22 protein-coding genes and 1 pseudogene are annotated in these 25,763 nt (G+C 67.4%); 4 read left to right on the plus strand and 19 right to left on the minus strand.

The features are described from left to right. Nucleotides 1-67 precede the first annotated feature (67 nt). From AC1DZV_RS17215 to AC1DZV_RS17255, 9 genes are all read right to left on the minus strand, one after another. Entirely contained in the window at nucleotides 68-2,143 is a 2,076-nt protein-coding gene (locus tag AC1DZV_RS17215; protein ID WP_476954210.1) for an ABC transporter ATP-binding protein, read from the minus strand. Further along, nucleotides 2,140-3,873, minus strand: coding sequence for an ABC transporter ATP-binding protein (locus AC1DZV_RS17220; protein WP_028275633.1), 1,734 nt, complete (start codon nucleotides 3,871-3,873; stop codon nucleotides 2,140-2,142). The genes AC1DZV_RS17215 and AC1DZV_RS17220 overlap by 4 nt, the downstream gene beginning before the upstream one ends. A 309-nt stretch (nucleotides 3,874-4,182) precedes the next feature. Further along, complete coding sequence (locus tag AC1DZV_RS17225; RefSeq protein ID WP_476954226.1) at nucleotides 4,183-6,186, minus strand: MDR family MFS transporter; 2,004 nt, start codon at nucleotides 6,184-6,186, stop codon at nucleotides 4,183-4,185. 103 nt (nucleotides 6,187-6,289) lie between these two features. After that, on the minus strand, nucleotides 6,290-6,775 hold the full coding sequence (locus AC1DZV_RS17230; protein ID WP_028275631.1) for a MarR family winged helix-turn-helix transcriptional regulator: 486 nt from the start codon (nucleotides 6,773-6,775) through the stop codon (nucleotides 6,290-6,292). Between the two features lie 49 nt (nucleotides 6,776-6,824). After that, nucleotides 6,825-8,396: a thiamine pyrophosphate-binding protein gene (locus AC1DZV_RS17235; RefSeq protein ID WP_476954211.1), complete on the minus strand. Its 1,572-nt coding sequence runs from the start codon at nucleotides 8,394-8,396 to the stop codon at nucleotides 6,825-6,827. Further along, nucleotides 8,393-9,472 carry an agmatinase gene (gene speB / locus AC1DZV_RS17240; protein ID WP_476954212.1) on the minus strand — a complete coding sequence of 360 codons (1,080 nt, stop codon included), beginning with the start codon at nucleotides 9,470-9,472 and terminating at the stop codon, nucleotides 8,393-8,395. Before speB ends, AC1DZV_RS17235 begins: the two co-directional genes overlap by 4 nt. A 92-nt stretch (nucleotides 9,473-9,564) precedes the next feature. Continuing rightward, nucleotides 9,565-9,906, minus strand: coding sequence for a P-II family nitrogen regulator (locus AC1DZV_RS17245; RefSeq protein WP_476951851.1), 342 nt, complete (start codon nucleotides 9,904-9,906; stop codon nucleotides 9,565-9,567). Then, nucleotides 9,903-11,360: an ammonium transporter gene (locus AC1DZV_RS17250; protein WP_476954213.1), complete on the minus strand. Its 1,458-nt coding sequence runs from the start codon at nucleotides 11,358-11,360 to the stop codon at nucleotides 9,903-9,905. The genes AC1DZV_RS17245 and AC1DZV_RS17250 overlap by 4 nt, the downstream gene beginning before the upstream one ends. 384 nt (nucleotides 11,361-11,744) lie before the next feature. Beyond that, nucleotides 11,745-12,320: a helix-turn-helix domain-containing protein gene (locus AC1DZV_RS17255; protein ID WP_028275626.1), complete on the minus strand. Its 576-nt coding sequence runs from the start codon at nucleotides 12,318-12,320 to the stop codon at nucleotides 11,745-11,747. Nucleotides 12,321-12,597: 277 nt separating this feature from the next. On the opposite strand from AC1DZV_RS17255, the gene AC1DZV_RS17260 reads away from it, so the two are divergent. Further along, nucleotides 12,598-14,121, plus strand: coding sequence for a sodium:solute symporter family protein (locus AC1DZV_RS17260; protein ID WP_476954214.1), 1,524 nt, complete (start codon nucleotides 12,598-12,600; stop codon nucleotides 14,119-14,121). Between the two features lie 95 nt (nucleotides 14,122-14,216). On the opposite strand, the gene AC1DZV_RS17265 is transcribed toward AC1DZV_RS17260, so the two are convergent. Next, nucleotides 14,217-14,453 (minus strand): hypothetical protein, encoded by a 237-nt coding sequence (locus AC1DZV_RS17265; RefSeq protein ID WP_476954215.1) that lies wholly within the window; start codon nucleotides 14,451-14,453, stop codon nucleotides 14,217-14,219. Between the two features lie 234 nt (nucleotides 14,454-14,687). Here AC1DZV_RS17265 and AC1DZV_RS17270 point away from each other — a divergent pair, with 234 nt between their 5' ends. Beyond that, the gene (locus tag AC1DZV_RS17270; RefSeq protein WP_476951855.1) at nucleotides 14,688-15,980 is read left to right on the plus strand and encodes a VIT1/CCC1 transporter family protein; all 1,293 of its coding nucleotides are present in this window, start codon (nucleotides 14,688-14,690) and stop codon (nucleotides 15,978-15,980) included. Continuing rightward, a complete protein-coding gene (locus AC1DZV_RS17275; RefSeq protein ID WP_476951856.1) occupies nucleotides 15,980-16,939 on the plus strand; it encodes a matrixin family metalloprotease in 960 nt (319 codons plus the stop codon). The genes AC1DZV_RS17270 and AC1DZV_RS17275 overlap by 1 nt, the downstream gene beginning before the upstream one ends. 4 nt (nucleotides 16,940-16,943) lie before the next feature. Here the strand turns inward: AC1DZV_RS17275 and AC1DZV_RS17280 are convergent, their stop codons facing one another. From AC1DZV_RS17280 to AC1DZV_RS17300, 5 genes are all read right to left on the minus strand, one after another. After that, a complete protein-coding gene (locus AC1DZV_RS17280; RefSeq protein WP_043434794.1) occupies nucleotides 16,944-18,077 on the minus strand; it encodes an LOG family protein in 1,134 nt (377 codons plus the stop codon). 109 nt (nucleotides 18,078-18,186) lie between these two features. Continuing rightward, complete coding sequence (locus AC1DZV_RS17285; RefSeq protein ID WP_476954216.1) at nucleotides 18,187-18,963, minus strand: SDR family NAD(P)-dependent oxidoreductase; 777 nt, start codon at nucleotides 18,961-18,963, stop codon at nucleotides 18,187-18,189. A 26-nt stretch (nucleotides 18,964-18,989) separates the two neighbouring features. Continuing rightward, nucleotides 18,990-20,363, minus strand: coding sequence for an MFS transporter (locus tag AC1DZV_RS17290; RefSeq protein WP_476954217.1), 1,374 nt, complete (start codon nucleotides 20,361-20,363; stop codon nucleotides 18,990-18,992). Between the two features lie 193 nt (nucleotides 20,364-20,556). Further along, nucleotides 20,557-21,264: a FadR/GntR family transcriptional regulator gene (locus AC1DZV_RS17295; protein WP_079550394.1), complete on the minus strand. Its 708-nt coding sequence runs from the start codon at nucleotides 21,262-21,264 to the stop codon at nucleotides 20,557-20,559. A 14-nt stretch (nucleotides 21,265-21,278) separates the two neighbouring features. Further along, nucleotides 21,279-21,773, minus strand: coding sequence for an SRPBCC family protein (locus AC1DZV_RS17300; protein WP_028275618.1), 495 nt, complete (start codon nucleotides 21,771-21,773; stop codon nucleotides 21,279-21,281). Nucleotides 21,774-21,812: 39 nt separating this feature from the next. Here AC1DZV_RS17300 and AC1DZV_RS17305 point away from each other — a divergent pair, with 39 nt between their 5' ends. Then, nucleotides 21,813-22,586: a gamma-glutamyl-gamma-aminobutyrate hydrolase family protein gene (locus AC1DZV_RS17305; RefSeq protein WP_476954218.1), complete on the plus strand. Its 774-nt coding sequence runs from the start codon at nucleotides 21,813-21,815 to the stop codon at nucleotides 22,584-22,586. 21 nt (nucleotides 22,587-22,607) lie between these two features. Here AC1DZV_RS17305 and AC1DZV_RS17310 read toward each other — a convergent pair whose 3' ends face one another. From AC1DZV_RS17310 to AC1DZV_RS17325, 4 genes and pseudogenes are all read right to left on the minus strand, one after another. Further along, nucleotides 22,608-23,642 (minus strand): Gfo/Idh/MocA family oxidoreductase, encoded by a 1,035-nt coding sequence (locus tag AC1DZV_RS17310; protein WP_476954219.1) that lies wholly within the window; start codon nucleotides 23,640-23,642, stop codon nucleotides 22,608-22,610. Then, nucleotides 23,639-24,433 carry a TIM barrel protein gene (locus AC1DZV_RS17315; protein ID WP_476954220.1) on the minus strand — a complete coding sequence of 265 codons (795 nt, stop codon included), beginning with the start codon at nucleotides 24,431-24,433 and terminating at the stop codon, nucleotides 23,639-23,641. Before AC1DZV_RS17315 ends, AC1DZV_RS17310 begins: the two co-directional genes overlap by 4 nt. Continuing rightward, the gene (locus AC1DZV_RS17320; protein WP_476954221.1) at nucleotides 24,433-25,536 is read right to left on the minus strand and encodes a Gfo/Idh/MocA family oxidoreductase; all 1,104 of its coding nucleotides are present in this window, start codon (nucleotides 25,534-25,536) and stop codon (nucleotides 24,433-24,435) included. Before AC1DZV_RS17320 ends, AC1DZV_RS17315 begins: the two co-directional genes overlap by 1 nt. Before the next feature lie 31 nt (nucleotides 25,537-25,567). Further along, nucleotides 25,568-25,763, minus strand: a pseudogene (locus AC1DZV_RS17325) (sugar ABC transporter ATP-binding protein); the annotation flags it as partial.

The following is a 25,763-nucleotide window of genomic DNA, read 5'->3' on the forward strand; positions in this document are numbered from 1 at the left end:
AGGCGCCAGGGCTCCGTGGATATGTTCTCCCCAGCAGCTGCGCTCTTCCCGGCGGGGCCTGCGGCGCTCAGCTGTGCACCGCCGTCGCGTCCTCCGCGGAATCCGCCACGGCAGAGTCTGCGTCCTCGCCGGCGAACTGGGACATGTACAGCCGGTAGTACGCTCCCTGCAGGGCCAGCAGTTGGGCGTGCCGGCCCTGCTCGACGATCTGCCCGTCCTCCATGACAAGGATGGTGTCCGCGTCCCGGATGGTGGAGAGGCGGTGGGCGATGACGAAGCTGGTGCGTTCCGTCCGCAGCGCCGCCATGGCCTTCTGGACCAAGGCTTCGGTGCGGGTATCCACGGAACTCGTGGCCTCGTCAAGGATCAGCAGCGACGGGTTCGCCACAAAGGCCCGGGCGATGGTGATCAGCTGCTTTTCGCCGGCACTGACGTTGTTGCCTTCTTCGTCGATCACCGTGTTGTAGCCGTCCGGCAGCGCCCGGACGAAGCGGTCCACGAACGTGGCCTTGGCCGCCGCCATGATCTGTTCTTCGGTGGCGTCCAGCTTGCCGTAGCGGATGTTCTCGTAGATGGTTCCGCCGAACAGCCAGGCGTCCTGCAGCACCATGCCCACCTTGGCGCGCAGCTCCGAACGGCTCAGCCGGGTGATGTCCACCCCGTCCAGGGTGATGCTGCCGGAGTTGAGCTCGTAGAAGCGCATCACGAGGTTGACGAGGGTGGTCTTGCCCGCCCCGGTCGGTCCCACGATCGCCACCGTGTGTCCGGGTTCGGCCGTGAAGGACAGGTCCTCGATCAGCGGCCTGTCCGCCGTGTAGCTGAAGGTGACGTGCTTGAACTCGACGTGCCCGTCCGTCTTCACCGGGAGGTGCTCGGTGGCGGTCTCGGCGTCCTGTTCGTCGGCGTCGAGGAATTCAAAGACCCGCTCGGCGGAGGCGACACCGGACTGCAGCATGTTGGCCATGCCGGCCATCTGGCCCAGCGGCTGGGTGAATTCGCGTGAGTACTGGATGAACGCCGTGGCGTCGCCCAGGCTCATGCTGCCCGAGGCCACGCGCAGCCCGCCGACGACGGCGATCCCGACATAGCTGAGGTAGGAGACAAACTGCATGACAGGCATGATCATGCCGGAGACGAACTGGGCTCCGAAGCTGGCCTTGTAGAGTTCCTCGTTGCGTTCGTCGAAGCGGGCCAGCATGTCGGCGTCGCGGCCGAACACGCGGACGAGGTCGTGGCCGGAGAACGATTCCTCGATCTGGCCGTTGAGCTCGCCGGTGTTCTTCCACTGGGCGGCGAAGAGTTTCTGGCTGCGGGCGCCGATGATGCCGGCTGCCACGCCGGAGAGCGGCAGGGCGACGAGCGCGATCAGGGCCAGCTGCCAGGACACGATGAACATCATGATCACGATCCCGATGACCGTCAGGGCCGAGTTCACCAGCTGGGCGAAGGCCTGCTGGAGCGCCTGCTGGATGTTGTCGACGTCGTTCGTGACGCGGGAAAGGATGTCGCCGCGCTGGCGGGTATCGAAGTAGTTCAGCGGCAGCTTGTTGAGCTTCTTCTCGGTGTCATCGCGCAGCGTGCGGACCACGCGCATGACCAGCACGTTGAGGACATAGCCCTGGAGCCAGAGGAAGATGTTGGCGACGAAGTACATCACCAGCACCACGCTGATGAGGAACGCGAGCTTCTGGAAATCGATGCCGGCGCCCGGCACGACGTCCATCTTGGCGAGCATGTCGGCAAAGTTGTCCTGGCCCTGGGAGCGCAGTCCTTCGATGAACTGTTCTTTGGTGGCCCCGGCCGGGAGCTGCTTGCCGACCACTCCGGCGAAGATCACGTCCATCGCCTGGCCCAGGATCCTCGGGGCAATGACGTTGAGGACGACGGCGACCGTCACCATGGCGAGCACGGCGGTGATACCGGCGCGCTCGGGCTTCAGCAGCCCCATGAGCCGTTTGGCGGAGGGCCAGAAGTGCTGGGCCTTCTTGGCCGGTACGGCACCGAACATGCCGCCGTCGGCCTCGCCGGGCGTGTACTCCTCCTCGATGAAGTCATCTTCGATCAGGTCGGTGGCGTCCGTATCGGCAGCGGCCTGGCCGGCTGCGGAGGCCGGCGTGCTGGAGACTTTCTCGTTGGTGCTCATGCCACTGCCTCCGCGCTCAGCTGGGATTCGACGATTTCCTGGTAGGTGCTGGAGCTTTCCAACAGTTCCTCATGTGTTCCGCGGTCCACGATCCGGCCGTTGTCCAGCACGAGGATCTGGTCCGCATCGGCGATGGTGGACACCCGCTGGCCGACGATGATCACTGTGGCATCGGCCGTCTTGGCCTTGAGCGCCCGGCGGAGCCTGGCGTCGGTGGCGACGTCAAGGGCCGAGAACGAGTCGTCGAACAGGAAGACCTTGGGTTCGGTGACGAGCGCGCGGGCGATGCACAGCCGCTGCCGCTGGCCGCCGGAGACGTTGGTGCCGCCCTGGGCGATCCGTGCTGCGAGGCCGCCCTTCTTTTCGCGCACGAACTCCGCGGCCTGGGCGACCGTCAGTGCCTCCCACAGGTCCGAGTCCGTGGCCTCGGGCTTGCCGAAGCGCAGGTTGTGCTCAATGGTTCCGGAGAACAGGTAGGGCCGCTGCGGCACCATGGCCACGCGCTGCGTGATCTCGGCGCGGTCCAGCTGGGTGACGGGGACGCCGTCGAGCAGGACCTCGCCCGACTCGGCGTCGTACAGCCGCGGGAGCAGGGCCAGCAGGCTGGACTTGCCGGCGCCGGTGGAGCCGATGATCGCCACGGTCTGTCCGGGCTCGGCCGTAAAGCTGATGTTGCTGAGTACGGGAGCCTCGGCGCCAGGGTAGGCGAAGGTCACGTTGCGGAATTCGACGCGGCCGGCCTTTGCCGCAGGCGCCACCGGGGTGAGCGATTCGTGGATGGAGGGTTCGACGTCGAGCACTTCACCGATCCGGTCGGCGCAGACCGAGGCGCGGGGAATCATCATGGCCATGAAGGTGCCCATCATGACGGCCATGAGGATCTGCAGGAGGTACTGGAGGAAGGCCGTCAGCGAGCCGACCTGCATCTCGCCGGCATCGACGCGCTGGCCACCGAACCAGAGCACAGCGGCCGTGGAGATGTGCAGGATCATGCCGATGGCGGGGAACATCAGCACAAACAGGGAACCGATCTTCAGCGAGACGTCGGTGAGGTCCTGGTTGGCCGCGCCGAAGCGCTCGGCCTCGTGGGGTTCGCGCACGAAGGCCCGGACCACGCGGATGCCGATGATCTGCTCGCGGAGGACACCGTTGAGCCGGTCGATCTTCTCCTGCATGGAACGGAAGAGCGGCATCAGGCGGACCACGAGGTAGCCCACCACGACCACGAGCAGGGGCACGGACACCCAGACGAGCCAGGACAGGTTGAGGTCCTCGCGCAGGGCCATGAAGATCCCGCCGATGCACATGATGGGTGTGGCCACCATGAAGTTCAGCGCCATGAGCATGAGCATCTGGACCTGCTGCACATCGTTGGTGCCCCGGGTGATCAGGGTGGGGGCGCCGAAGAGGTTGACGTCCCGCGCTGAGAAGCTGCTCACCTTGCGGAACACGCCGCGGCGCAGGTCCCGGCCGAACGCCATCGCCGCCTTCGAGCCGAAGTAGACGCCGGCGATCGCGGTGGCCACCTGGATCAGCGCGACGCCGAGCATGACGCCGCCGGTGCGCCAGATGTAGTCCGTGTCGCCGCGGGAGACGCCCTCGTCGATGATCTGGGCATTGAGGCTGGGGAGGTACAGAGCCGCGATGGTCGAGGCCAGCTGGAAGATGACCACAGCCGCGATGTATGGCAGATACGGCTTGGAATAGCGCCGCATGAGGGTAACGAGCATGCCCACGAGTCCTTACGAAGACTGAATTATAGGGAGACCAAATTTGGGGAGAGCAAAGTATGGGGAGAGCCAAATAGTGAAGTTTATTGGAAGGCTGATTGGAGACTAGCCCATGGGACCGACAGCCTTAGCCACCCAACTCTACGAAATCCCTCGCCCGGGAGGAACATCGGGAACTGAATATCATCCAAACGGCGTACTTAGGCGGCGGCCGTTGCCTGCCACGCAACCGTCTTGCCGCACGAAGGCCCCGCAGCCGCCCCTCGGGGCGGCCGCGGAGCCTCAGCGGTCCGGTACTGTGAGCCGGCGCTACTCGGTCCGGTGCCGGCCGTGGGTGGCGATGTAGTCGGCAGCCGCGCGCTGCATCTTGCGCTGCTTGGCGAGCTGCCGGCGCAGGACCGTGAGCTCCCCGGCAACCCGGGCCTGTTCCGTGGCGATCGCACGCTGCTCGGCGGCCTGCTCGTGCACGGCGCGCAGGGCGTCCGCCAGCAGCAGCTGCTGCTCCGCGAGGAGCCGCTGGGTCTGGAGCATCACCGGTACGACGTCGGCGGCTTCGGGCCGGTCCTCGGCCACCAAGGTCCGGGTCCGCTGGCGGGCGGCATCGGGGAAGCGGGATTCGGCGCGGTCCCGGCTGAGCACCTCGATGAATTCCCGGTCCAGGTCAACGATGCCGGTTCCGGCGGACGGCGCTGTCCCGACGGCGTCGTTCCCTGTGCTCCTGGTGTAACCCGTGTTCCCCAAAGCCGGGGCCGTGGCACCGGCCATCGCGGTCATCCCGGCTTCCGGGGCGTCCCCTGCGAGTTCGGCGGGTTCCGGCCGGACGTCGACGGTGCGGCGCAGCGGGCGTTCCTTGATGAACAGGATGGCCACCAGCGCGACGAGGCCGACGACTGCGGAGATCAGGAAGACCTCGGCGATCGCGTCGCCGTAGGCGGCACGCATGATGTCGCGGATCGGTGCCGGCATGTCCTTGAGGTCCATGCTGGCCCCCGCGGATCCGGCGGGAACCTGGATGCCGGCCGATGCCAGCCCCTCCACGACGAGCTCCTTGACGCGGTTGCCCAGCACGGCGCCGAGGACCGAGACGCCGATCGCACCGCCGACGGACCGGAAGAAGGCCACAGAGGCGCTGGCTGTGCCGATGTCCTTGGCCTGGACCGTGTTCTGGACGGCGAGGACGAGGTTCTGCATCAGCAGGCCCAGGCCGACGCCGAGGATGGCGGTGTAGATACCGGTCATCCACAGGTCAGTGGTGTGGTCCATGCTGCCGGCCAGGCCCAGGCCGCCGATCAGCAAGATGGCGCCGGCCACGAGGTACCGCTTCCACTTGCCGGTGCGGCTGATCAGCATGCCGGAGGCGACCGACCCGATGAGGTTGCCGGCGATCATGGGCAGTGTGAGCAGGCCGGCCTCGGTGGGGGTGGCGCCGCGTGCCACCTGGAAGTACTGGCCAAGGAAGGTCGAGGAGCCGAACATGCCCACTCCGACGGCCACCGAGGCGAGGATTGCGAGGGCGGTGGTCCGCTCGGAGATGATCTTGAGCGGGATGATCGGCTGGGCGACCTTGGATTCCACCAGCACGAGCAGGCCAAGGAGCACGATGCCGCCGCCCACCATGGCGACCGTCTGCCACGACCACCAGTCGTAGTAGTCGGGATTGCCGGCGAAGGAGACCCAGATGAGCAGCAGGCTGACGCCGGAGGTCAACAGGATGGAGCCGAGCCAGTCGATCTTGGCGGGGCGCTTGACGTGCTGGATCTTGAGGGTGACCTGCAGCAGGATGAGTGCGACCACCGCGAGCGGGACGCAGACGAAGAAGGTCCAGCGCCACCCCAGCGGGCTGTCGACAATGAAGCCGCCCAGCAGCGGGCCGCCTGCCGTGCCCACGGCCATGACGCCGCCCATGTAGCCGGAGTACTTTCCGCGGTCGCGCGGCGGGATCATGGAGCCGATGATGGCCTGGGCCAGGGCGGTGAGGCCGCCCATGGCGATGCCCTGGATGACACGGGCGGTCAGCAGCAGCGGGATGGTCTCGGACAGGCCGGCCATAACGGAGCCCGCCACGAAGATCACGATGCTCAGCTGGACGAGGACCTTCTTGTTGAAGAGGTCCGCGAGCTTGCCCCAGATCGGGGTGGTTGCCGCGTTGGCCAGGAGCGCGGCGGTGATCACCCAGGCGAAGTCCGTCTGGGTGCCCTTGAGTTCGGACATGATGGTGGGCAGCGCGTTGGCGACGATCGTGCTGCTCAGGATGGCGGTGAAGAACGCCGCCAGCAGGCCGGTGAGGGCCTCCATGATCTGGCGGTGGGTCATCGCCACAGGTTCTGCGGCGGTCTGGGATGCGCGGGATGCTCCCTGCGGAACGTCCGACGGGGCCGGGGACGGCCCTGTGGCGGCGGCGTGGCTAGCCATATATCTACTCCTCAACAATTTCGGTCGTATTCGTGGATCCGGCCGTCGTTGCCCGGGCTGAGGTCCTGAGGGACTCAGCAAGTTTTTCGAGGGTGCGCGCCGTCAGTTCGACGTCATCCTGGCTCCAGTCCTGCAGCAGGTCCTGGATGGTGGCCGTCCGCTGGTCCTCGATGACACGCAGTTTCTCCGTGCCGGCGGCGGACAGCGCGATCAGCTGCGCGCGGCCGTCTTCCGGGTCCGGCCGGCGGACCACATAGCCGTGCTCTTCGAGGTCGGCGATGTGCCGGCTGAGGACCGGGGCGCTGACGCCGAGCCGCTCCGCAAGATGCGTGGCCCGGGATTCGCCCTCCCCCACAAAGCGCAGAACGCCCTGAAGCGCCACTCCGGTGTCCTGCCCGCGCAGACTGGCGGCGGCAACGCAACGGACCGCGCGCTGGAGATCGAAGATCTGGTAGACGAGTCTGGCTGCAGCGTTGGATTCAACTGACATGATGGACACCCCTCTTTTGTTTGCCCTAGGCAACTATATACGAAAATGGTTACTTCGGGAAACTAACTCTCTCGTGGGAGGTGCCGCGCGGCCCCGAAAGCCCCTTAAATAGCAAACGCGGACCGGCCGGGCCTGCCCCTCGCGGTGAGGGGCAGACCTCGCGCAGGATGCCGTAGCCGCCGTCGTCCACAATGAGCCAGGTGACCGGGACGTTGTGTTGCTTCGCGGTGGCGAGCTCGGAGATGGAGTACATCGCCGAGCCGTCGCCGGAGACGGCTAGCACTCTGGCGTGTCCGGCAGATGCGCCGGCGGAAGTGCCGGTGGTTTCAAGCCCGACGGCGCCGCCGATCGCCGCGGGGAAGCCGAAGCCCAGCCCGCCGGCGCCCTGCGCGGAGTGGAACTGGCCGTCGCGGGCATCCCAGCAGCTCCAGCCCCAGTAGGCCGAGATGGTCATGTCCCAGAACGTCTGCATGGCCGCGGGAACGGCCTCGCGGATGTCGGCCATGAACTTCAGTTCCTTGCCGAGGTCCTGGGACTCGAGCCGGGCCTTGACCTTGGCCAGGGTGTCCTTGACGAGTACCTCGGGAGCCGTGCCGTGCCAGTCGGCGCGTTCGCCGTGCGGTTCGGTCAGGGCGGCGTCGAGGGCGGCCAGGGCCTGGCCGGCGTCCGCCCGGATGCCCAGTCCCGGGCGGTTGGACTCCAGGACGCGGGGCTCGGCGTCGATCTGGATGATCCGGCCGCGAGGTTCAAAGGTGAAGTAGTTGGAGGTGACCTCGCCCAGGGAGGAGCCGATGACGATCAGCACGTCGGCGTCCTCGAGCACCTCCGTCATGTACTGGTCTTCGATCCAGGACTGCAGGGAGAGCTCATGGCTCCACGGGAACGCGCCGTTGCCGCCCGGGGTGCAGATGACCGGCGCCCGCAGCTTCTCCGCAATCGAGAGCAGCGACTTTTCGGCATGGCCGCGGCGGGTGCCGCCGCCGGCGATGATGGCGGGACGTTCCGCCGTCGAGAGCCATTTCACGGCTTCGCGGATCAGCTCCACGCGGGGCGGGTTGTCGGCCGCTTCGGCGAGGGCGTCTTCCACGGGAGGCACCATGATGGGGTCCAGCAGGACGTTCTGCGGGATTTCGAGCCACACGGGGCCCTGCGGCGAGGAGATCGCCTCGGTCCAGGCATCCTGGATGGCCGAGGGGATGCCGGAGGCGTGCTGGATCAGCCGCTGGGACTTGGTGACGTTCGCGGCCGAGGCCTTCTGGTCATCGAGCTGGTGCAGCATGCCCTTGCGCCGGGCACCAAGGCCCTCGAGCGGGATCTGGCTGGCCACGACCACCATGGGAACGCCGGTGGCGTAAGCCTCCTGCAGCCCGGCCAGGGACGTCAGCGCGCCCGGACCGGTGGACAGGAACAGCACGCCGACTTCGCCGGTGGCGCGGGAGTAGCCGTCGGCGGCGAAGGCCGAGTTGTTCTCGACCCGGGAGGAGACGAAGTGCAGGTTCCCGCGGCCCATCGCGTCGAACAGGCCCAGGGCGTGCTGGCCAGGGATGCCGAAGACCGTCTTGGCGCCGAGCGCCTCAAGGGTCTCGACGACGAGGTCCCCGCCGTTGCGCACGCCGGTCATCGCGAAGCCACCGGCGATGCCACAGGGGAGCCGAAGCCGGCGGGGCGGTGGGATTCCTGGCCGAGGGCCTGGGCAGCGTAGCCGTTCGGGCTGCCGAAGCGGTCCCCTTCGACGGCGCGGTCCGCCAACAGTGTCACGAGTTCGTAGGCGACGTGGCTTGCCGCCACACCGGTGATCTCGGCGTGGTCGTAGGCCGGGGCGACCTCGACGACGTCGGCACCGACGAGGTTCATGCCGCGGAACCCGCGGATGATTTCCAGCAGCTCGCGGCTCGTGATGCCGCCGGCTTCCGGCGTGCCGGTGCCCGGGGCGTGCGCGGGGTCAAGGACGTCGATGTCCACGGAGATATAGAGCGGGCGGTTGCCGATCCGGTCCCGGACCTTGGCGACCGTCTCCAGGACGCCCTGGTAGTAGACGTCGGCGGAGGTGACGATGCCGAAGCCGAAGCGGTGGTCGTCGTCGAGGTCCTTCTTGCCGTAGAGCGGACCGCGGGTGCCGATGTGACTGATGGCCTCGGTGTCCAGGATGCCTTCCTCGACGGCGCGGCGGAAGGGTGTGCCGTGGGTGTACTCGGCGCCGAAGTAGGTGTCCCAGGTGTCAAGGTGCGCGTCGAAGTGCAGCATGGCAATGGGGCCGCCGGCGCGCTCGGCGGCGGCGCGCAACAGCGGCAGGGCGATGGTGTGGTCGCCGCCGAGGGTGACGAGCTTGCTGCCCGACGCCGTCAGGTCCAGTGCGTTCTGTTGGATGGTTTCGATGGCGTCGTTGATGTTGAAGGGGTTGACCGCCATGTCGCCGGCGTCGGCAACCTGGATGTTCTCGAAGGGGCTGACGTCCCATGCCGGGTTGTACGGCCGGAGCAGGCGGCTGGCCTCGCGGATGTGGTTGGCCCCGAAGCGGGCGCCGGGGCGGTAGGAGACGCCGGTGTCGAACGGCACGCCGACCACCGTGACGTCCGCCTTGGCCACCTGGTCCAGGCGCGGCAGGCGGGCATATGTGGCAGCCCCGGCGTAGCGTGGGACGCGGGATGAATCGATGGGGCCAAGGTTGCCATTGGCCTCGATGCGCAGCTCTTCCAAAAGAAGCCTCTCCTTCGAGGATTGACCGACGGTTGTGACAGCCATCATACACTCGAAGTTTCGTATTGCGCATCATTTGTTTACCAACCACTTCAGGCGATGGCCGACGCGCCCCGCTCCCCCGTGCGGACGCGGACGGCGTCGCGCACCTCGATAATCCAGATCTTGCCATCGCCGAAGCGGCCCGTGCGCCCGCCCTCTTCAATGGCCGCCATGACGGCGCCGAGGGCGCCCTCGTCGACCAGGACTTCGAGCCGCACCTTGGGCAGCAGGTCCGAGCTGTATTCGGCGCCCCGGTACACCTCGGTATGGCCCCGCTGCCGGCCGTAGCCGCTGGCCTGGCTCACGGTCAGGCCGTTGACCCCGGCCCGCTCCAGGGCCGCGCTAACGGTCGCGACCCGCTCCGGCCGCACAATCGCCGTGACGAGCTTCATGACGACACCCTGCCGCGCACGGCCTCACCCTCGGCCTCGGCTTTGGTCCCGGCTGGGACTTCGGCCTGGGTCCCGGCCGGGGTCCCGGCGTGGGCCGTCGCGTGGGCCTCGGCCGCATCAGTCCGGGCATGCGGGTCACCGGGGTGGAAGCTGCCGCCGACCATGAGGAGTTCATACGCCGTTTCGGCGTGCTCCGTCACGTCAATTCCGGAGAGCTCGTCGGCTTCGGAAACGCGCATGCCGATGCTCTTGTGGATCGCGAAGCCAATCAGCGTGGTCATGGCGGCGCTCCATACCGTGACGATCAGGGCGGTGAGAATCTGTGGCCAGAACTGCGCCAGGCCGCCGCCGTAGAACAGGCCGCCGGCCGTCTTGGCGGACGGAAGCGCGAAGAATCCGAGGGCCAGGGTCCCCCACAGGCCGCCGACGAAGTGCACGGCCACGACGTCCAGGGAGTCGTCGAGCCCGATCTTGAACTTCAGCCCGACGGCGAGCGCGCAGACGGCACCGGCGATCACGCCGATCAGGATGGCGCCGATGGGGTCGATGAATCCGCAGGCCGGGGTGACCGCCACGAGTCCCGCGACGGCTCCCGAGGCGGCGCCGAGCGAGGTGGCATGCCCGTCGCGAAGCCGCTCCACGAGCAGCCAGCCCAGCAGGGCGGCGCTGGTGGCGAGCAGCGTGTTGGTCCAGGCCAGGGCGGCCGTGGCGTCGGCGGCGAGTTCCGAGCCGGCGTTGAAGCCGAACCAGCCGAACCAGAGCAGCCCTGCGCCGAGCATCACGAACGGCAGGTTGTGCGGGCGGATGTTGGGGTCTTTCATGAAGCCGAGCCGCTTGCCCAGAACCACGGCAAGCATGAGTCCGGCAATGCCTGCGTTCATGTGGACCACCGTGCCGCCGGCGAAGTCGAGGGCCGAGATCTTGCTGCCGATGATGCCGGTAGGTCCGAAGATGCCGCCGCCCCAGACCCAGTGCGCGATCGGCGCGTAAACGAGCGTGACCCAAAGGGCCGCAAAGAGGAGCCAGGGGCCGAACCGGACGCGCTCGGCCACCGCGCCGCTGATCAGTGCGACGGTGATGATGGCGAACGTGGCCTGGAAGCCGACGAAGATCATGTCCGGCAGGCCTGCCGCCTTGGAGCCGATGCTGGTGGTCAGCCCGCTCAGGCCGAAGTTGGTGAAGGGATCCCCGACGAATCCTCCCAGCGCATCCGGGCCGAATGCCAGGCCATAGCCCCACAGGGCCCAGACGACGCCCACAACGCCCATGGCGCCGAAGCTCATCATCATGATGTTGAGGACGGACTTCATTCTGACGAGCCCGCCGTAGAAGAACGCAAGACCGGGGGTCATCAGGAGGACCAGAGCGGATGCCGTGAGCATCCACGCGGTCGATCCGGGGTCAAGGACCTGCGGATCCGTTGTCATTCCTACTGCAAGCACAGAGAACTTCATAGCGGGAGCCTTCCTCGAGTGCCGGCGCTCCGAGGGCGCCGATGCGGCGAGACCATGTGACGTTTGGGACTGACGAGCGTCCCCCCGCCGTTGACGCTACTCACGGCGTGTTTCGGGAAGGCTTTCCCATTCTTGCGGGCACGTTACGTGCCGGCTCCGGGCATTAAATTGCCGTTTCCGGCAGATTGCCGGGATGTGACGTACATCTCACCGCGGCCGATCTCACCAAGAAAAGGGAGGTCAGCTGTACTTGAGGGTGAGCAGCAGGCGCTTGAGCTGGCTGTACTGCTCCGTGGTCATCCAGGCTTTGGCGGCGTCGACGGAGGCAAACGCCGGGCTGCCGAAGAGCACCTTGGCTTCCGCCCCGCCGTTGTCGAACCTCCTTCAGCGGCTGGCGGCGGGTACGAGCACCCACAGCACCTCGACGGCGTCGTCCGTGGGATTGACCCAGGTGTGCGGTTCCCGGCCGGGAAACGTCACGGTGTCCCCGGCGCTGAGCTCGAATTCCTCATTGGTGAGGATCAGGCGGATGCTGCCCTTGACCACATGCAGGACGTCGACGTCGCAGTCCACGGCATAGAGCTCGGACTCGCCGCGACCGCGCGGCTCGATCACGGCCTGGATGATCTGGACGCGGCGCTCGGAGCGCGCGGTCAGCAGCCGCTCGACGATCCCCTCGCCGCCGAGGGAGATTCGGGGGCCCTCATTCTGCTTCGTGAGGTGCGTTTCGGGTGCGGCGAAGAGGTCGCCAATGGAGATGGACAGAACCTGGCACAGCGTCACCAGGGAGGCGACCGAGGGCGAGGTGAGATCCCGCTCGACCCGGCTCAGGAATCCCTTGGTGAGCCCGGTGGCGTCTGCGACCTGTTCAATCGTGAGCCGCTGGGACTGTCTGGCCGCGCGGATTCGCGAACCGATGGCAACGGGAACATTGCTCGGTTCAACTGGTAGAGCCTTCATTTAGGAACCTTTCACGGCCGGCCGCTTGGCCCCATCATTGGAGCAATCCTAGCGGGAGCGGGCCTTCGTGACGCGGAGGCGGCGGCACGCACTGCGCCTTGACTGTTACCGGGGTCACAACGTACGCTTTTTGGCAACATGTGTTGCCTATTAGGCAATACCGGAGGTTCCGACGGACATCCTCCTCCAACCACTTCACGCAGCTGCAGCCTTGCCGAACACACTGTTGAGGCCGGCAAGCCCGCATCCGCTGCCAACCAGCTCCAAGGAGCCCTTAATGGACGCAACTTTCGTCAACATCGCAATCGTGGTGGTGTATCTGGCCGCCATGCTGGCGTTCGGTTGGTGGGGCAAGTCCCGCACCAAGAACAATAGCGACTTCCTCGTCGCCGGGCGCCGCCTCGGTCCGTTCCTCTACACCGGCACCATGGCCGCCGTTGTCCTCGGCGGTGCCTCGACCGTCGGCGGTGTGGGCCTGGGCTACAAGTTCGGCATCTCCGGCATGTGGCTCGTGGTCGCGATCGGCGCCGGCGTGCTGCTGCTGAGCCTGCTCTTCGCCCCCACTATTCAGAAACTGAAGATCTACACGGTCTCGCAGATGCTGACCCTGCGCTACGGCAGCAAGTCCACGCAGACCTCCGGCATCGTCATGCTTGCCTACACGCTGATGTTGTGCGCCACCTCCACCAGCGCCTACGCCACCATCTTCGTGGTGCTCTTCGGCTGGGACCGCGCCCTCGCCATCGCCGTCGGCGGCTCGATCGTGCTGGTCTACTCGACCATCGGCGGCATGTGGTCCATCACCCTGGCGGACCAGGTCCAGTTCGTCATCAAGACCGTTGGCATCTTCGTGCTGATGCTGCCGTTCACCCTCAACGCTGCCGGCGGCCTCGACGGGATCCGCGCCCGTGTGGACGCCAGCTTCTTCCAGATTGACGGCATCGGGGTCCAGACCATCATCACCTACTTCGTGGTCTATACCCTGGGCCTGCTGATCGGCCAGGACATCTGGCAGCGCGTCTTCACCGCCAAGACCCCGACAGTTGCCCGCTGGGGCGGCTCCACGGCCGGTATCTACTGCATCCTCTACGGCGCTGCCGGCGCCCTGATCGGCCTCGGCGCCCGCGTCGCGCTGCCCAACATCGACGTCAAGGCCCTGGGCAAGGACGTTGTCTACGCCGAGGTCGCCACCCACCTGCTGCCCATCGGCATCGGCGGCCTCGTGCTCGCCGCCGCCGTCGCCGCCATGATGTCCACCGCTTCCGGTGCTCTGATCGCCGCCGCCACCGTGGCCCGCGCCGATGTGGTCCCGTTCGTGGCCAGCTGGTTCGGCAAGACCATCAACACCGATGACACTGACAATCCCGAGCACGACGTCAAGGCCAACCGCATGTGGGTCCTTGGCCTTGGCCTCGTCGCGATCGTCATCGCCATCATCACCAAGGACGTCGTCGCCGCCCTGACCATTGCCTACGACATCCTTGTCGGCGGCCTGCTCGTGGCCATCCTCGGCGGCCTGGTGTGGAAGCGCGGCACCGGTGTGGCCGCCGCGGCTTCCATGGCGGTCGGCACGGTCATCACGCTCGGCACCATGATCATCCTGGAAATCAATGCCGAGGTACCGCTGGACGGCATTTACGCCAACGAGCCGATCTACTACGGCCTCGCGGCCTCCGCGGTCGTCTACATCGCCGTGTCGCTGCTGACGAAGCCGACAGATCCCGCCGTCATGAAGAACTGGCAACGGCGGGTTGCCGGCGAGGCATCCGAGGGCGAACACATTTCCGTTCCGGCGCACTAGGTCCTGCTGCTTTAGTTTCCGCGAGTTAGGTTCGACGGCGGTGTCTCCCCTTCGCGGGGGAGGCACCGCCGTCGGATTTTAAGGCCTTTGGCGAATCACTCATTTTCCTCAGGCTCAAGGAATTCTTCCCCCTCCAGGGGCACCACCGGTTTCTCGTCGCCCAGGAAGTCCTCCGCGTCCAGGGGAACGAGCCGATCCGCCTCTTGGAGAAGCTCCTCGTCCTCGGTCTCCGCGACGTCGCTGACGGGCGCGTCCTCGGCGTAGTCGTAGGCGGGATCGGACTCGAGTGACTCCCGGGCCGGCTGGATGGGATGTGATGCGGTGCTATCCATGGTGCAACCTCCGTGCGGCTTCGGTGGCGGCAGGACCCCGGGGAGCCCGCCCTGGGTTTCATTCGAACACCGTGGACACGGGCGGTCAAGGGCACAGAATTGCTGCCGGACAGCAGCTGCGGGCGGGCCCACCCGGGCAGGGCAGTTACGGCCACCCTAAACTTTCCACTGAGGATTGCCAGCCGGAAAAGCGCGGAAATACGGGGTAGTCTGGAGTCGCAATGGGGCCGGACCATGCCCGACCAAACCCAGGAGTTTTTCGTGTCTCAGCACACCGAATCGGACCGCAACGATTCTTCGCAGCACCACCCGACACAGCCCCCTTCGGTCCGCGATACGGACCCGCGCCCCGCCTCGCCGCACGCCTCTGCTGCCCCCGGGGCGGCTCCCTCCACTGCCGCTCCCGTCAGCGCACCGAGCCCCTCGCCCGCAACAGACGCGAGCGCAGCGCCCAGCGCAGCGGACATCAAGCGCTGGCGACAGTATCTCGCCGATGAACGTGCCGAGGCGGCCGTCTACCGGGACCTGGCGCAGAACCGCGCCGGGGAGGAGCGCGCCATCCTGCTGGCGCTGGCCGAGGCCGAGGGACGCCATGAAGCGCACTGGCTCCAGTTGCTGGGCGATCACGCCGGCAAGGACCGGCATGCCTCACTCCGGAGCCGGTTCCTGGGCTTCCTGGCCCGGCACTTCGGCTCGGTCTTCGTCCTGGCCCTGGCCCAGCGGGCGGAGAGCCGCTCCCCGTACGCCACCGAATCGTTCGCCACCCCGGCCATGGTCGCCGACGAGCAGATCCACGAAGAAGTGGTCCGCGGGCTGGCCACCCGGGGCCGCAACCGGCTGGCCGGAACGTTCCGCGCCGCCGTCTTCGGCGCCAACGACGGGCTGGTCAGCAACCTGTCCCTCGTCATGGGCATGGCGGCCTCGGGCGTGGGCAGCCAGGTGGTACTCCTCAGCGGCGTCGCCGGGCTGCTGGCCGGCGCACTGTCCATGGGGGCCGGCGAGTTTATTTCCGTGCGGTCGCAGCGGGAGCTCCTCGCCGCGACCCGACCCACCCAGATCACGTTGGCGGCGGCGCCGCTGCTCGATATCGAGCACAACGAACTCCTGCTTGTCTACCTGGCCCGCGGCATGTCCCGGGAGGCCGCCGAGCACCGCGTCGCGGAGCGGATGGGCCTGCTGGACTGCGACTGCGATCCCAGCCTGTCCCTGCGTCCGGAACTGCCCGAAAGCGAGGACCAGCACGAGGCGGTCGGCACCGCCTGGGGCGCGGCGGCGTCGAGCTTCTGCTTCTTCGCCTCTGGCGCGATCGTGCCCATCATTCCCTTCCTGCTGGGCATGACAGGACTCGCCGCACTGGTGGTTTCCGCCTCCCTCGTCGGCTTGGCGCTGCTGCTTACCGGCGGCGTGGTGGGCCTGCTCTCCGGTACCTCGCCCGCCACCCGTGGCCTGCGCCAGCTGGCCATCGGCATGGGTGCCGCGGGCGTGACGTACCTGCTGGGCATGGCCTTCGGCGCCGTGGTTGGCTAGTGGACGGCCCTGAATTTCGGGACCGCGGACCTCGGCACAGCCGGCGAGCCACCGCGCTGCGGATCATCAGGAACCTCGCCGCCGCCGCGGTGATCGCCGCCGGCGCCTTCCTCACCGCCGGACTCGTCTACGGCGATCCGAGGTTCACGGGCCTCTTCGAGGTCACCCGAGGAACGGGGAACAACGCAGGGCACAGTGCAGAAAACAAGGCAGGCAGTGACCTGCAGGCACAGCCGCAGGTTGGCCAGAAATCCGGCCAGCCTGCCGTGCCGGCCGGCGAAGACCGGACGGACACTCCCCCGCCCGGGCTCGAGGAGCAGGACCACCCCCTCGGCGCGGCCCGGAAACCGGAGGCCGCCAGCACCTCGTACAAGTTCCTCGCAACGAATGACGACGGCACTCCGGTGGGTTACTCGCCGTGCCGCCCGCTGCACTACGTCATCAATGCCGCCCTGGCCCCGCCGGGTGCCGAGCGGCTCGTGGACGACTCGATCCGGACTATCTCCGAGGCCACCGGGATCACCTTCATCAATGACGGCCCCACGTCCGAGGCCCCCTCGCCCACACGTGCGCCCTACCAAAGGGATCTCTACGGGGACCGGTGGGCGCCGCTGCTGATCGCCTGGACCACCCCGGAGCAGGCACCGCAGCTCAAAGGCCCGGTGATCGGCACGGGCGGAAGCACACACTTCAGTTTCGGCGACGGCCCCAAGAGCTTTGTCACCGGCAGCCTGGAGCTGGATGCCCCGCAAATCGCGGAAGACCTGGACCGCTCCGAGGGAGCGGCCTATGCCACGGCCGTGATCCTGCACGAGCTCGGCCATGTGATGGGCCTGGAGCATGTCGATGACCCGGCCCAGCTGATGTACCCAGAGATCGGAGCCCCGGACGGGCTTGCCGCCGGCGACCTGAACGGACTCTACGAGCTCGGCCACGCCCAATGCCGCAAGGATCTCTGACCCCCTAGCGCTCCAGCGCCTCAAGGGCTTCTTCGACCGTATCGACCAGGAAGATCCTTCCCTCCATCCGGCGCCCGGACGCCAGGCTCTGCAAGAGGGGCCAGGCCGGGAATCGCCGCAGCCAGTGTTCGTGCCCCACCAGGACCATGGGAGTGACAGTTTCCGGAGCGGCGTAGTAGTTCTCGCAGGCGTCCTGGAAGATCTCCTGGACCGTGCCGCCCGAACCCGGCAAAAAGACGATCCCGCCGTTGCACAGTTCAAGCAGGATGGCTTCCCGGATGGCATTCGCGAAGTATTTGGCCACATGTGTGGCGAAGAAGTTCGGTGGTTCATGACCGTAAAACCACGTGGGAATCCCCAGCGACGGCACACCCTCCGGGTGGCGTTGGGCGACCGCCGCGGCCGTCCGCGCCCAGGCGGCCACCGACGGGCGGAAGGACGGCACCGCCGAGAGGTCGGCCAGGGCCCGCCGGAAGTCCGGTTCGGGAGCCTCGCTGAGGAAGGCGCCAAGATTCGCGGCCTCCATGGCCCCGGGGCCGCCGCCCGTGGCCACCACCCGGCCGCTGCGGGCCAGCAGCCGGCCCAGCAGCGCGGCGCCCTCAAAGACGGCGGTGCCGCGGCGGGCAATGTGCCCGCCCATGACCCCCACCATCGTGCGGCCGGCGCGGAGATAGGTGCCGGCCAGTTCGTCGAGTGCCACGCCGATCGAGTGGTCATGCAGGGCGGCGGCCAGTGTCGCATCCAGACGGCGGCGCTGGCCCGGCCGGATGCTCCACTGGTACACCCGCGCGTCGAGCGTGTCCTCGTAGGGTGAGGTGGCGATCCCGGAATAGAGTTCCTGCGGCGTGTACAGCTGCCCGCGGTAGGGGTTGAACGGCACGGCCGTGAGCCGGGGAAAGATGAGGGCGCCCCGGCCGCGCAACAAATCCTCCACACCGTCGTCGAACCTACAGCCCAGGAAGACCGCGCCCTGGGCCTCAAGCGCCTCCAGCTGGGCCCGGCGGCCCCGCAGGTCCAGCGACTGGACATGCCAGCCGTGCATGCTGCGCGCCCCCGCCGCGACCAGCCGGTCGAAACCGGCAAGGCTCTCGACCTCCAACGTGCGGGGGCTGGGGTGAAGGCTGCGGGCGGCGCTCATGGAGCCAGCCTAGACCGTGGCCAAGCTCCCCCGTTGCGCCATCACTCCTGGTGGCCATTCCGGGATCTTAAGGCCCAAAAGTGATGGCGCAAGGGGGGGTGCGTGCGGGTCAGGAGACCTGGAGGCCGCCGTTGATGTCATAGGTTGCCGCGGTGATGTAACCGGCGTCCGGGCCGAGCAGGAAGGCGATCAGGGCCGCCACTTCCTCGCGGCTGCCGACCCGCCCCATCATGATGCCCTCCGACATCTGTGCCTTGCGTTCCTCGCTCAGGGTGCCGCCCATGATGTCGGTGTCGATGGGGCCGGGGGCGATGGCGTTGACCGTGACCCCGAACTCGCCCACCTCGCGGGCCAGGGCGCGGGTGAATCCGATGATCCCGGCCTTGGAGGCGCTGTAGGCGACCTTTGAGTAGGTGCCGCCGCCCCGCTGTGCCGAAATCGAGGAGATGCTCACGATCCGGCCGAGCTTGCGCTCGATCATGCCCTTGAGCACGCGCTGGGAGACGATGAAGGATCCGCGCATGTTGATGGCGAAGACCTTGTCCCATTCCTCGACAGTGGTGTCCATGAACGGCGTCGGGGAACTGATGCCGGCCAGGTTGGCCAGCGCGACGATCGGGGGCAGCGAGCCCTCGATCTCGGTGATGGCACGGTCAACCGACGCGGCGTCGGAGACGTCCGCACCGACGCCGATGGCCTTGACCGCACGGTTGGAACCGATTTCGGCGGCAGCGGCGCTGGCGTCCTCGGCATTGATGTCCAGGATTGCGATGGACCAGCCCTCGCTGGCCAGGCGGTCGGCCGCGGCACGGCCGATGCCGCGGGCTGACGCGGCTCCGGTCAGGACCACGGTGCGTTCAGTGGGGAACGGGGTAATTAATGTCATGACGAAGATTCCTTCGGGGGTTCGGATCAGGATACTTTGGCCGGGTCGACGGCGGCAGCCGCTGCGACCGCGGGGTCAAGGCCGGCGTCGCCTTCGGGGCGCCGGCGGGCGTACATGTAGGTGGCCACGGCCGTGATGCACAGGCACAGGGACAGGAACAGGAGCCCGCTCTGGTTGCTTCCGGTTGCGTCCTTGAGGAGGCCGACCGCGTACGGGGAGATGAAGCCGCCGAGGTTTCCGAGGGAGTTCACCAGGGCCAGCCCGGAAGCGGCAGCCGCACCGGTCAGCGCCGCGGAGGGCATCGAGAGGAAGGGGGCGATCGCCCCGTAGATCCCCATGGCGGAGAGCGTCAGGCCGACCATCGCGAGGAACGGGTTGACCGGCAGCAGGTAGCCGGCGGCCACGAGTCCGACGCCCGCAAGCACCATGCTGACCGAGGCGTGCCAGGCACGCTTGCCGGTCCGGTCCGCGCGCTTGCTCCAGAAGTAGACGAATACTGCGGCCACGGCATAGGGGATGAAGACGATGAAGCCGACCTCTGCCGTGGAGAACTTGCCGAGGGCCGCGACGATGGTGGGCATCCACAGGCCCAGGCCGTAGATCCCGCACACCAGGCCGAAGTACAGGGCGGAGTAGACCAGGGTGCGCTTGTCCTTGAGGCCGGCCATGAAGTTGTGCTTGCCCGACTGGGACTTGGCAGCCAGTTCGGCGTCCATAGTGGCGGTGAGCCAGTTACGCTCGTCGGCTTCGAGCCATTTGGCGTCCCGCGGACGGTCAGTCATGAGGATGGGCGTCAGCAGGCCGAGGGCGATCGCCGGGATGCCTTCGATGATGTAGAGCCACTGCCAGCCCTGGAGGCCCATGACGCCGTCCATCTGCAGCAGGAGCCCGGATACCGGGGCGCCGAGCGCGTTGGATACGGGCTGGGCAAGGATGAAGATGCCCAACACGGTGACGCGCTGCGCGGCGGGGAACCACAGCGTCAGGTAGAACAGGATCGCCGGGAAGAAGCCGGCCTCGGCGGCACCGAGCAGGAACCGGACGATGTAATACGTGGTTTCACCGTTCACCAGGCACATGGCGGTGGCGAAGATACCCCACGTGATCAGGATGCGGGCCAGCCATTTCCGGGCTCCGAACCGGTACATGCCGGCGTTGCTGGGAACCTCCAGGAGGGCGTAGCCAAGGAAGAAGATGCCGGCGCCCAGACCGTAGGCAGCGGAGTTCAGGCCGATGTCCTCGCTCATGGTGAGTTTGGCGAATCCGACGTTGTTGCGGTCCAGGTAGGCAACGAAGTAGAGCAGGACAATCAGGGGCATGACGCGGCGGCGGACCTTGCGGAGCGTGCGGTCGCCCAGTTCGCCGAGTCCGAAGGACTTGGGGGCTAATGAAGTCATCATCGACCTTCTTAAGTGTTTTCCTGCCCTGCGGCTGTGCCGGGTGAGGAAAGCGGTGGATTGGGGTGGTCATCCTGCCCGCCTGGAAGCGCGTGCTGCAGGATTCTTGTTGAGTCAGATGTCAGACATCTGATTCAGGAACTAGCCAAAATCTTAGGATGTGATTCGGATTACGTCAAGAGTCCGGCGGCGGACGTCAGGACTTGGCGCCCCGGACGTAGCGTTCGTAGTCCGCATTGGTCTGGTCCATGTGCTCATCCATCGCCTGCCGCGAGCGCTCGGCGTCGCCGCTCAGAATGCTGTCCAGGACCCGCTGGTGGTAATCGATGGCGTGCTGCTGGATCACCTCGACGGCCGACGTTTCGCGCCGGGTCACGTACAGCAGCTGGCCCAACTGGGCGAACAGGGCCCGGACAAAGGGGTTGCCGGACGCCTTCAGGACGGCGTCGTGGAAACCAATGTCCGCCTCCACGAAGCGGTCCAGGTCGCCGGAGTCGTGGAAGCGCTTCATATCCGCGATGCACTCGCGCATGCGCTCGGCCTGCTCCGGGGTATAGCGTTTGGCGGCGAGCGCCGCGGCCCCGGTCTCCACCATCCGTCGCATCTCAATCAATCCCACCGAGACCTGGTCTGCCGCATTGCCATGGGAGGCTGCCTTGAAGATCGCGTCCAGGCCGGTCCAGTTGTCCGTGGGATTGACGAAGGTTCCCCGGCCGGCCTTCACATAGAGGATGTTTTGCGCCCGTAGGGCTTTGAGGGCCTCACGCACGGTGAGCCGGCTGACGCCGTAGGCCTTGGCGATGTCGGCCTCGGGCGGAATCGGGTTGTGGGGCAGGAGCTTTCCGTCAAGGATTTCGGTCAGCAGGCCGTCGACGAGATCGTCGACCAGTGTCCTGCGGCCCATCCCAGTTCCCACCTTCAGTCTCGTTTCGTGCTGCCATCCACATTACCCATGTCCGGGTGCGCAGCCATGTAGGCGTCGAGCTTGGCCAGCGTCTGCTCCAGGTTGGCCGGATGGCGGCGCAGGTAGCCGGCCATCCGGAGCAGGCTCTTGCCGCGGACCTGCCGCGCGTCCCATTGCTCGGTGACCAGGGTGCCAGCGGTGCCGTCCTTGCCCGTGGATGGTTCCAGCAGGTAGCGCCACACGTGGCCGTAAAAGTGCCGCCACGCAATCCGGTGGCCTTCCTCGAATTCGCAGACGGTATTGAGGATCTTGTAGTTCACCCGCATGTTCATTTGCATGCCGAACCTGGCGCGGAGGTACAGGCGCCGTGGCCCGCGCGGCTGGGTGCCCTTCACCGTATCCGAGCCGTCGATCACGCTGTGCAGGGCAGGCGTGGCGAGCACCTCGAAGATGGCTTCGGGGGCTGCGGCGATGTACCGGCTGCGGGACACGAGATAGCGGGGATTCATCTAGTAATCCTAGTCCGCGATCGTGTTGCAGAATGAGGCATGCAGACTTCCCGCAACCCCCTTCGCGGCCGGCCGCGCATCGGCGTTCCCGTCCGCCTCAGCAGTTCCTCCGATCCCGACCCGCGCGTGGCGGAAGCCAACGCATTGTTCGAGTACATCGTGGAGCTGCTGCGCGAGGGCGGCGGCGAACCGGTGCTGCTCGACGCTTCGGGGCCCGACGACGGCGGCCTCGCCGCGGCGATGGCCCGCCTTGACGGCGTCGTTCTTCCCGGCGGCGGCGACCTCGACCCCGCTCTCTACGGCGAGCTGCGCGGTAACGTCTGCTACGACGTCAGCCCTGCCCAGGACGCGCTGGATCTCGCCGTGGCGCGTCTTGCGATCGACGCCGGGCTGCCTGTGTTCGGCATCTGCCGCGGGCATCAGCTGCTCAATGTGCTTTACGGCGGGACGCTCATCCAGGACATGGCGCCGGGGACGGTGGCGCACCGCGAGCCCGCGCCGGTGCACGGGGCCGGCCCGTGGGCCTGGCATGAGGTGGCGGTGCGGGCCGGCTCCAGGGTGGCCGCGCTCTACGGCGGCGGTTCCGGTGTCGTGAACGTGAAGATCGCCTCCGGCCACCATCAGGCCGTGGCCCGGGTGGCCGGAGGATTGCGGGTGACGGCCGTGGCCGAGGACGGGACCGTCGAGGCGCTGGAGGATCCGGAGGGCTGGGTGGCCTCGGTCCAGTGGCACCCCGAGGCCCTGGAGCTCACGGCCGGGGAGCGGCTCGCGCCGTTCCGGGCCTTCGTCGAGGTGTGCCGCACCCGGCCCTGAGCCGGGCGCCCGGGTCCGTGGTCAGCTGCCGACGCTCACCGTCACCTTGACCGGGGCACCGGTGGCCAGCGATTCCTGGGCGGCATCGGCAACCCGGGAGGCCGCGACGGCGTCTTCCGGAGTGCATGGATTCTCCCGGCGGCCAAGGATCAGTTCGACGAACGCCTCCATTTCGGAGCGGTACGCCGCCTCGAACCGCTCGGCAAACGTCAGGTGCGACTTCCCCGCGGGGAACGCGATCCCCGCTTCGGCGGAGGCCAGCGCCGTCTTGTCGTCCAGGCCCACCATCAGCGAGCCGCGGGAGCCCTGGATTTCCAGCCGGACATCATGGCCCGCCCCGTTGTAGCGGGTCGCCGAAACCGTTCCCACGGTGCCGTCGTCGAACGTCACCAGGGCAAGGGCCGTGTCCACATCGCCGGCCTCACCGATGGCCGGATCCCCGTTGTTGGAGCCCTTGGCGTAGACCTCGACGATTTCGCGGCCTGTGAGCCAGCGCAGGATGTCGAAATCGTGGACCGAGCAGTCACGGAAGAGCCCGCCGGAGCTGGCCAGGAACTCGACCGGGGGCGGCGTCATGTCGCACGTGACGGCGCGCAGGGAATGGATCCAGCCCAGCTCGCCGGCCTGGTAAGCGCGGCGGGCTTCCAGGTAGCCGGCGTCGAACCGGCGCTGATGCCCGATCTGCACCACGCCGTTCCGGTCCCGGATGTAGTCGAGCACCGGCAGGGCGTCGGCCACGTTCAGGGCCACGGGCTTTTCGCAAAACACCGGGATCCCGGCGTCCACGCCGGCCTTGATGAGCTCGGGGTGGGCCCCGGTTCCGGTGGCGATGACCAGGCCGTCCGGCCCCGAGGCCAGCAGCGCCTGGACCGAGGGCAGGAATTCGGCACCGAGACCGCTTGCCACCGTCCGGGCGTGCTCTTCGGCGACGTCGGTGAGGCGGAGACGGACACGGATCCCTTGTGGGTTCAGGACCTCGTTGAGGGCGGCGATGTTGTTGGCGTGCATGACCCCGATCCGCCCAACGCCGACGAGTCCAAGGATTACGTCTTTCATACTTCCACTCTCATGTTTGGTGCGGGCACGGTGAACGCCGCACGGAAGGCCTCCAGGGCCGCATAGCTGTCGCCACTGGCCCACGCTTCCATGCCCACGGTCCCTTCGTAGCCTGCGTCCGCGAGCGCCCTGGCCACGGCCGCGTAGTTAATTTCCCCGGTTCCGGGTTCGCAACGGCCGGGAACGTCTGCCACTTGGATTTCGCCGAGGTATGGCAGGGCGGTCCGGACGAGCTCGACCAGGTTCCCCTCCCCCATTTGGGCGTGATAGAGATCCAGCATGAGCCTGGCGTTCGGGTGCCCGGCAGCCTGCACGAGCGCCAGGGTGTCCTTGGCCCGTGCCAGCGGGATGCCGGGGTGGTCCCGGATGGTGTTGAGGTTCTCGAGGCAGAACGTCACCCCGTACTTCTCACCGAGCTTCCCGAGCCGTTCCAGGGTCCGGGCGCCGGTGGCCCACATGTGTCCGCTGGAGCGGAAGACAGGCCGGGCCGCGTGGCCGTCGACGAGTTCCGCCGGGTGGACCACCAGCCGGCTGACGCCAAGTTCCAGGGCGGTGGGGATCAGGGACTCGGCGGTCCGCACCACCTCGTCCGCCGTGTCCGGATCGACGAGGCTGCCGGAGCTGTATCCGGTCATGGAGGAGAACACCGCCCCGGTGGCCTTGAGCGCGCCGATGTCCTTGGGCCGCGAGTCCCAGAGTTCGACGTCGAAGCCGGCCTCGTGGAGCCGGCGCACCCGCTCCGTGAACGGCAGGTCCGTAAAGACCATCTCAGCGCACACGGCGAGCCGCATCAGAGGACCACGTTCTCGTTGACGGCCACCGCGTTGACCGCTGCCGGGGCCCCCTGCTTGACGGATTCGATGCAGGCCAGTGCCATGGCCAGCGCGCGCCGGGCGTCGCTGGCTCCCGGAGTGAGAGTGAAGGGCTTCGACTCCGGAGCGGTACCGTCACGCCGGGCGCGCACGGCGTCCGCGAAGTCCGCCAGTTCGTCTGTGTAGGCCTGCCGGAAGAGCTCGACGTTCAGCCGTGGGGTGTCGGCGGACATCCCCTCGGCGGTGAACCGGCGGGCGGCGGTTTCGGTGGCGCGGCCGGCCTGGACCATGCCCTTGGAGCCGAAAACCTCGCCGCGGATGTCGTAGCCGTAGAGTGCGCTGAAGTTTGCCTCGGCGACGGCGATCGCGCCGTTGCTGTAGCGGATGGTCACGACGGCGGTGTCCAGGAACCCCTGGTCCCGCAGTCCCGGCTCCACAAGCGCGTCGGCAACCGCATAGACCTCCACAGGTTCGGCGCCTTCGTTGAACCAGTTCAGGGTGTCGAAGTCGTGGATCAGGGTTTCGAGGAAGATGGTCCATGCGGGGATCCTTGCGGCGTGGCCGATGCTCCCCGTGCCCGGGTCCCGGGTCAGCGAACGAAGCAGTTGCGGCTGCCCCACGATTCCGGCGGCGAGGTCCTTCTTGGCCGCTTGGAAGTCTGCGGCGTACCTGCGGTTGAAGCCGATCTGGAAGTGCACCCCGGCAGCGTCGACGGCGTCAAGGGCGGCATCGAGCTCCTCGAGCCCCTGACCTGCGGGCTTCTCGCAGAAGACGTGCTTTCCGGCCGCTGCGGCCTGGCCGATCAGGGAGGAATGGAAACGCGCGGGGCTGGCGATGACGACGGCGTCAATCGCCGGGTCGGCCAGGAGGTCAGCGGCGTCGGCGGTCACCTTCGTGGTGCCCAGGGCGCCAGCCAGCGCCCCGGCGGATTCCAGGTTCGGATCCGCGATGGCGGCAAGGACGGCGCCGGGGACCCGGCGGGCAATGCTCTCGGCGTGGAAGGCGCCCATCCAGCCCGAGCCGATGAGCCCGATCCGCACGGGCAGGACGGCGTCGGAGGCGTTGCGGTTGAGGTAAGCCAAAGGCTTGTCCTTTCAGGAGTTGGGGCGGCGGTTACCCGTAGGTCTTGCCGGTGGTCTGGGACACGTCGGCGACTTCGCCCTGGACTTCTTTGACGACGTCGCTGTGGCCGCCGAGTTGTTCGAGTTCGTGGGCGAGTTCGGCGAGTTCTGCGCCGCCGGCCATTTGGGCGGTGAGCTCGTCGAGGGTGATGTCTTTTTTGTCGTAGTAGCCGATCGATTTGCCGCGT

It is taken from the genome of Arthrobacter sp. P1_D12, assembly GCF_056406175.1.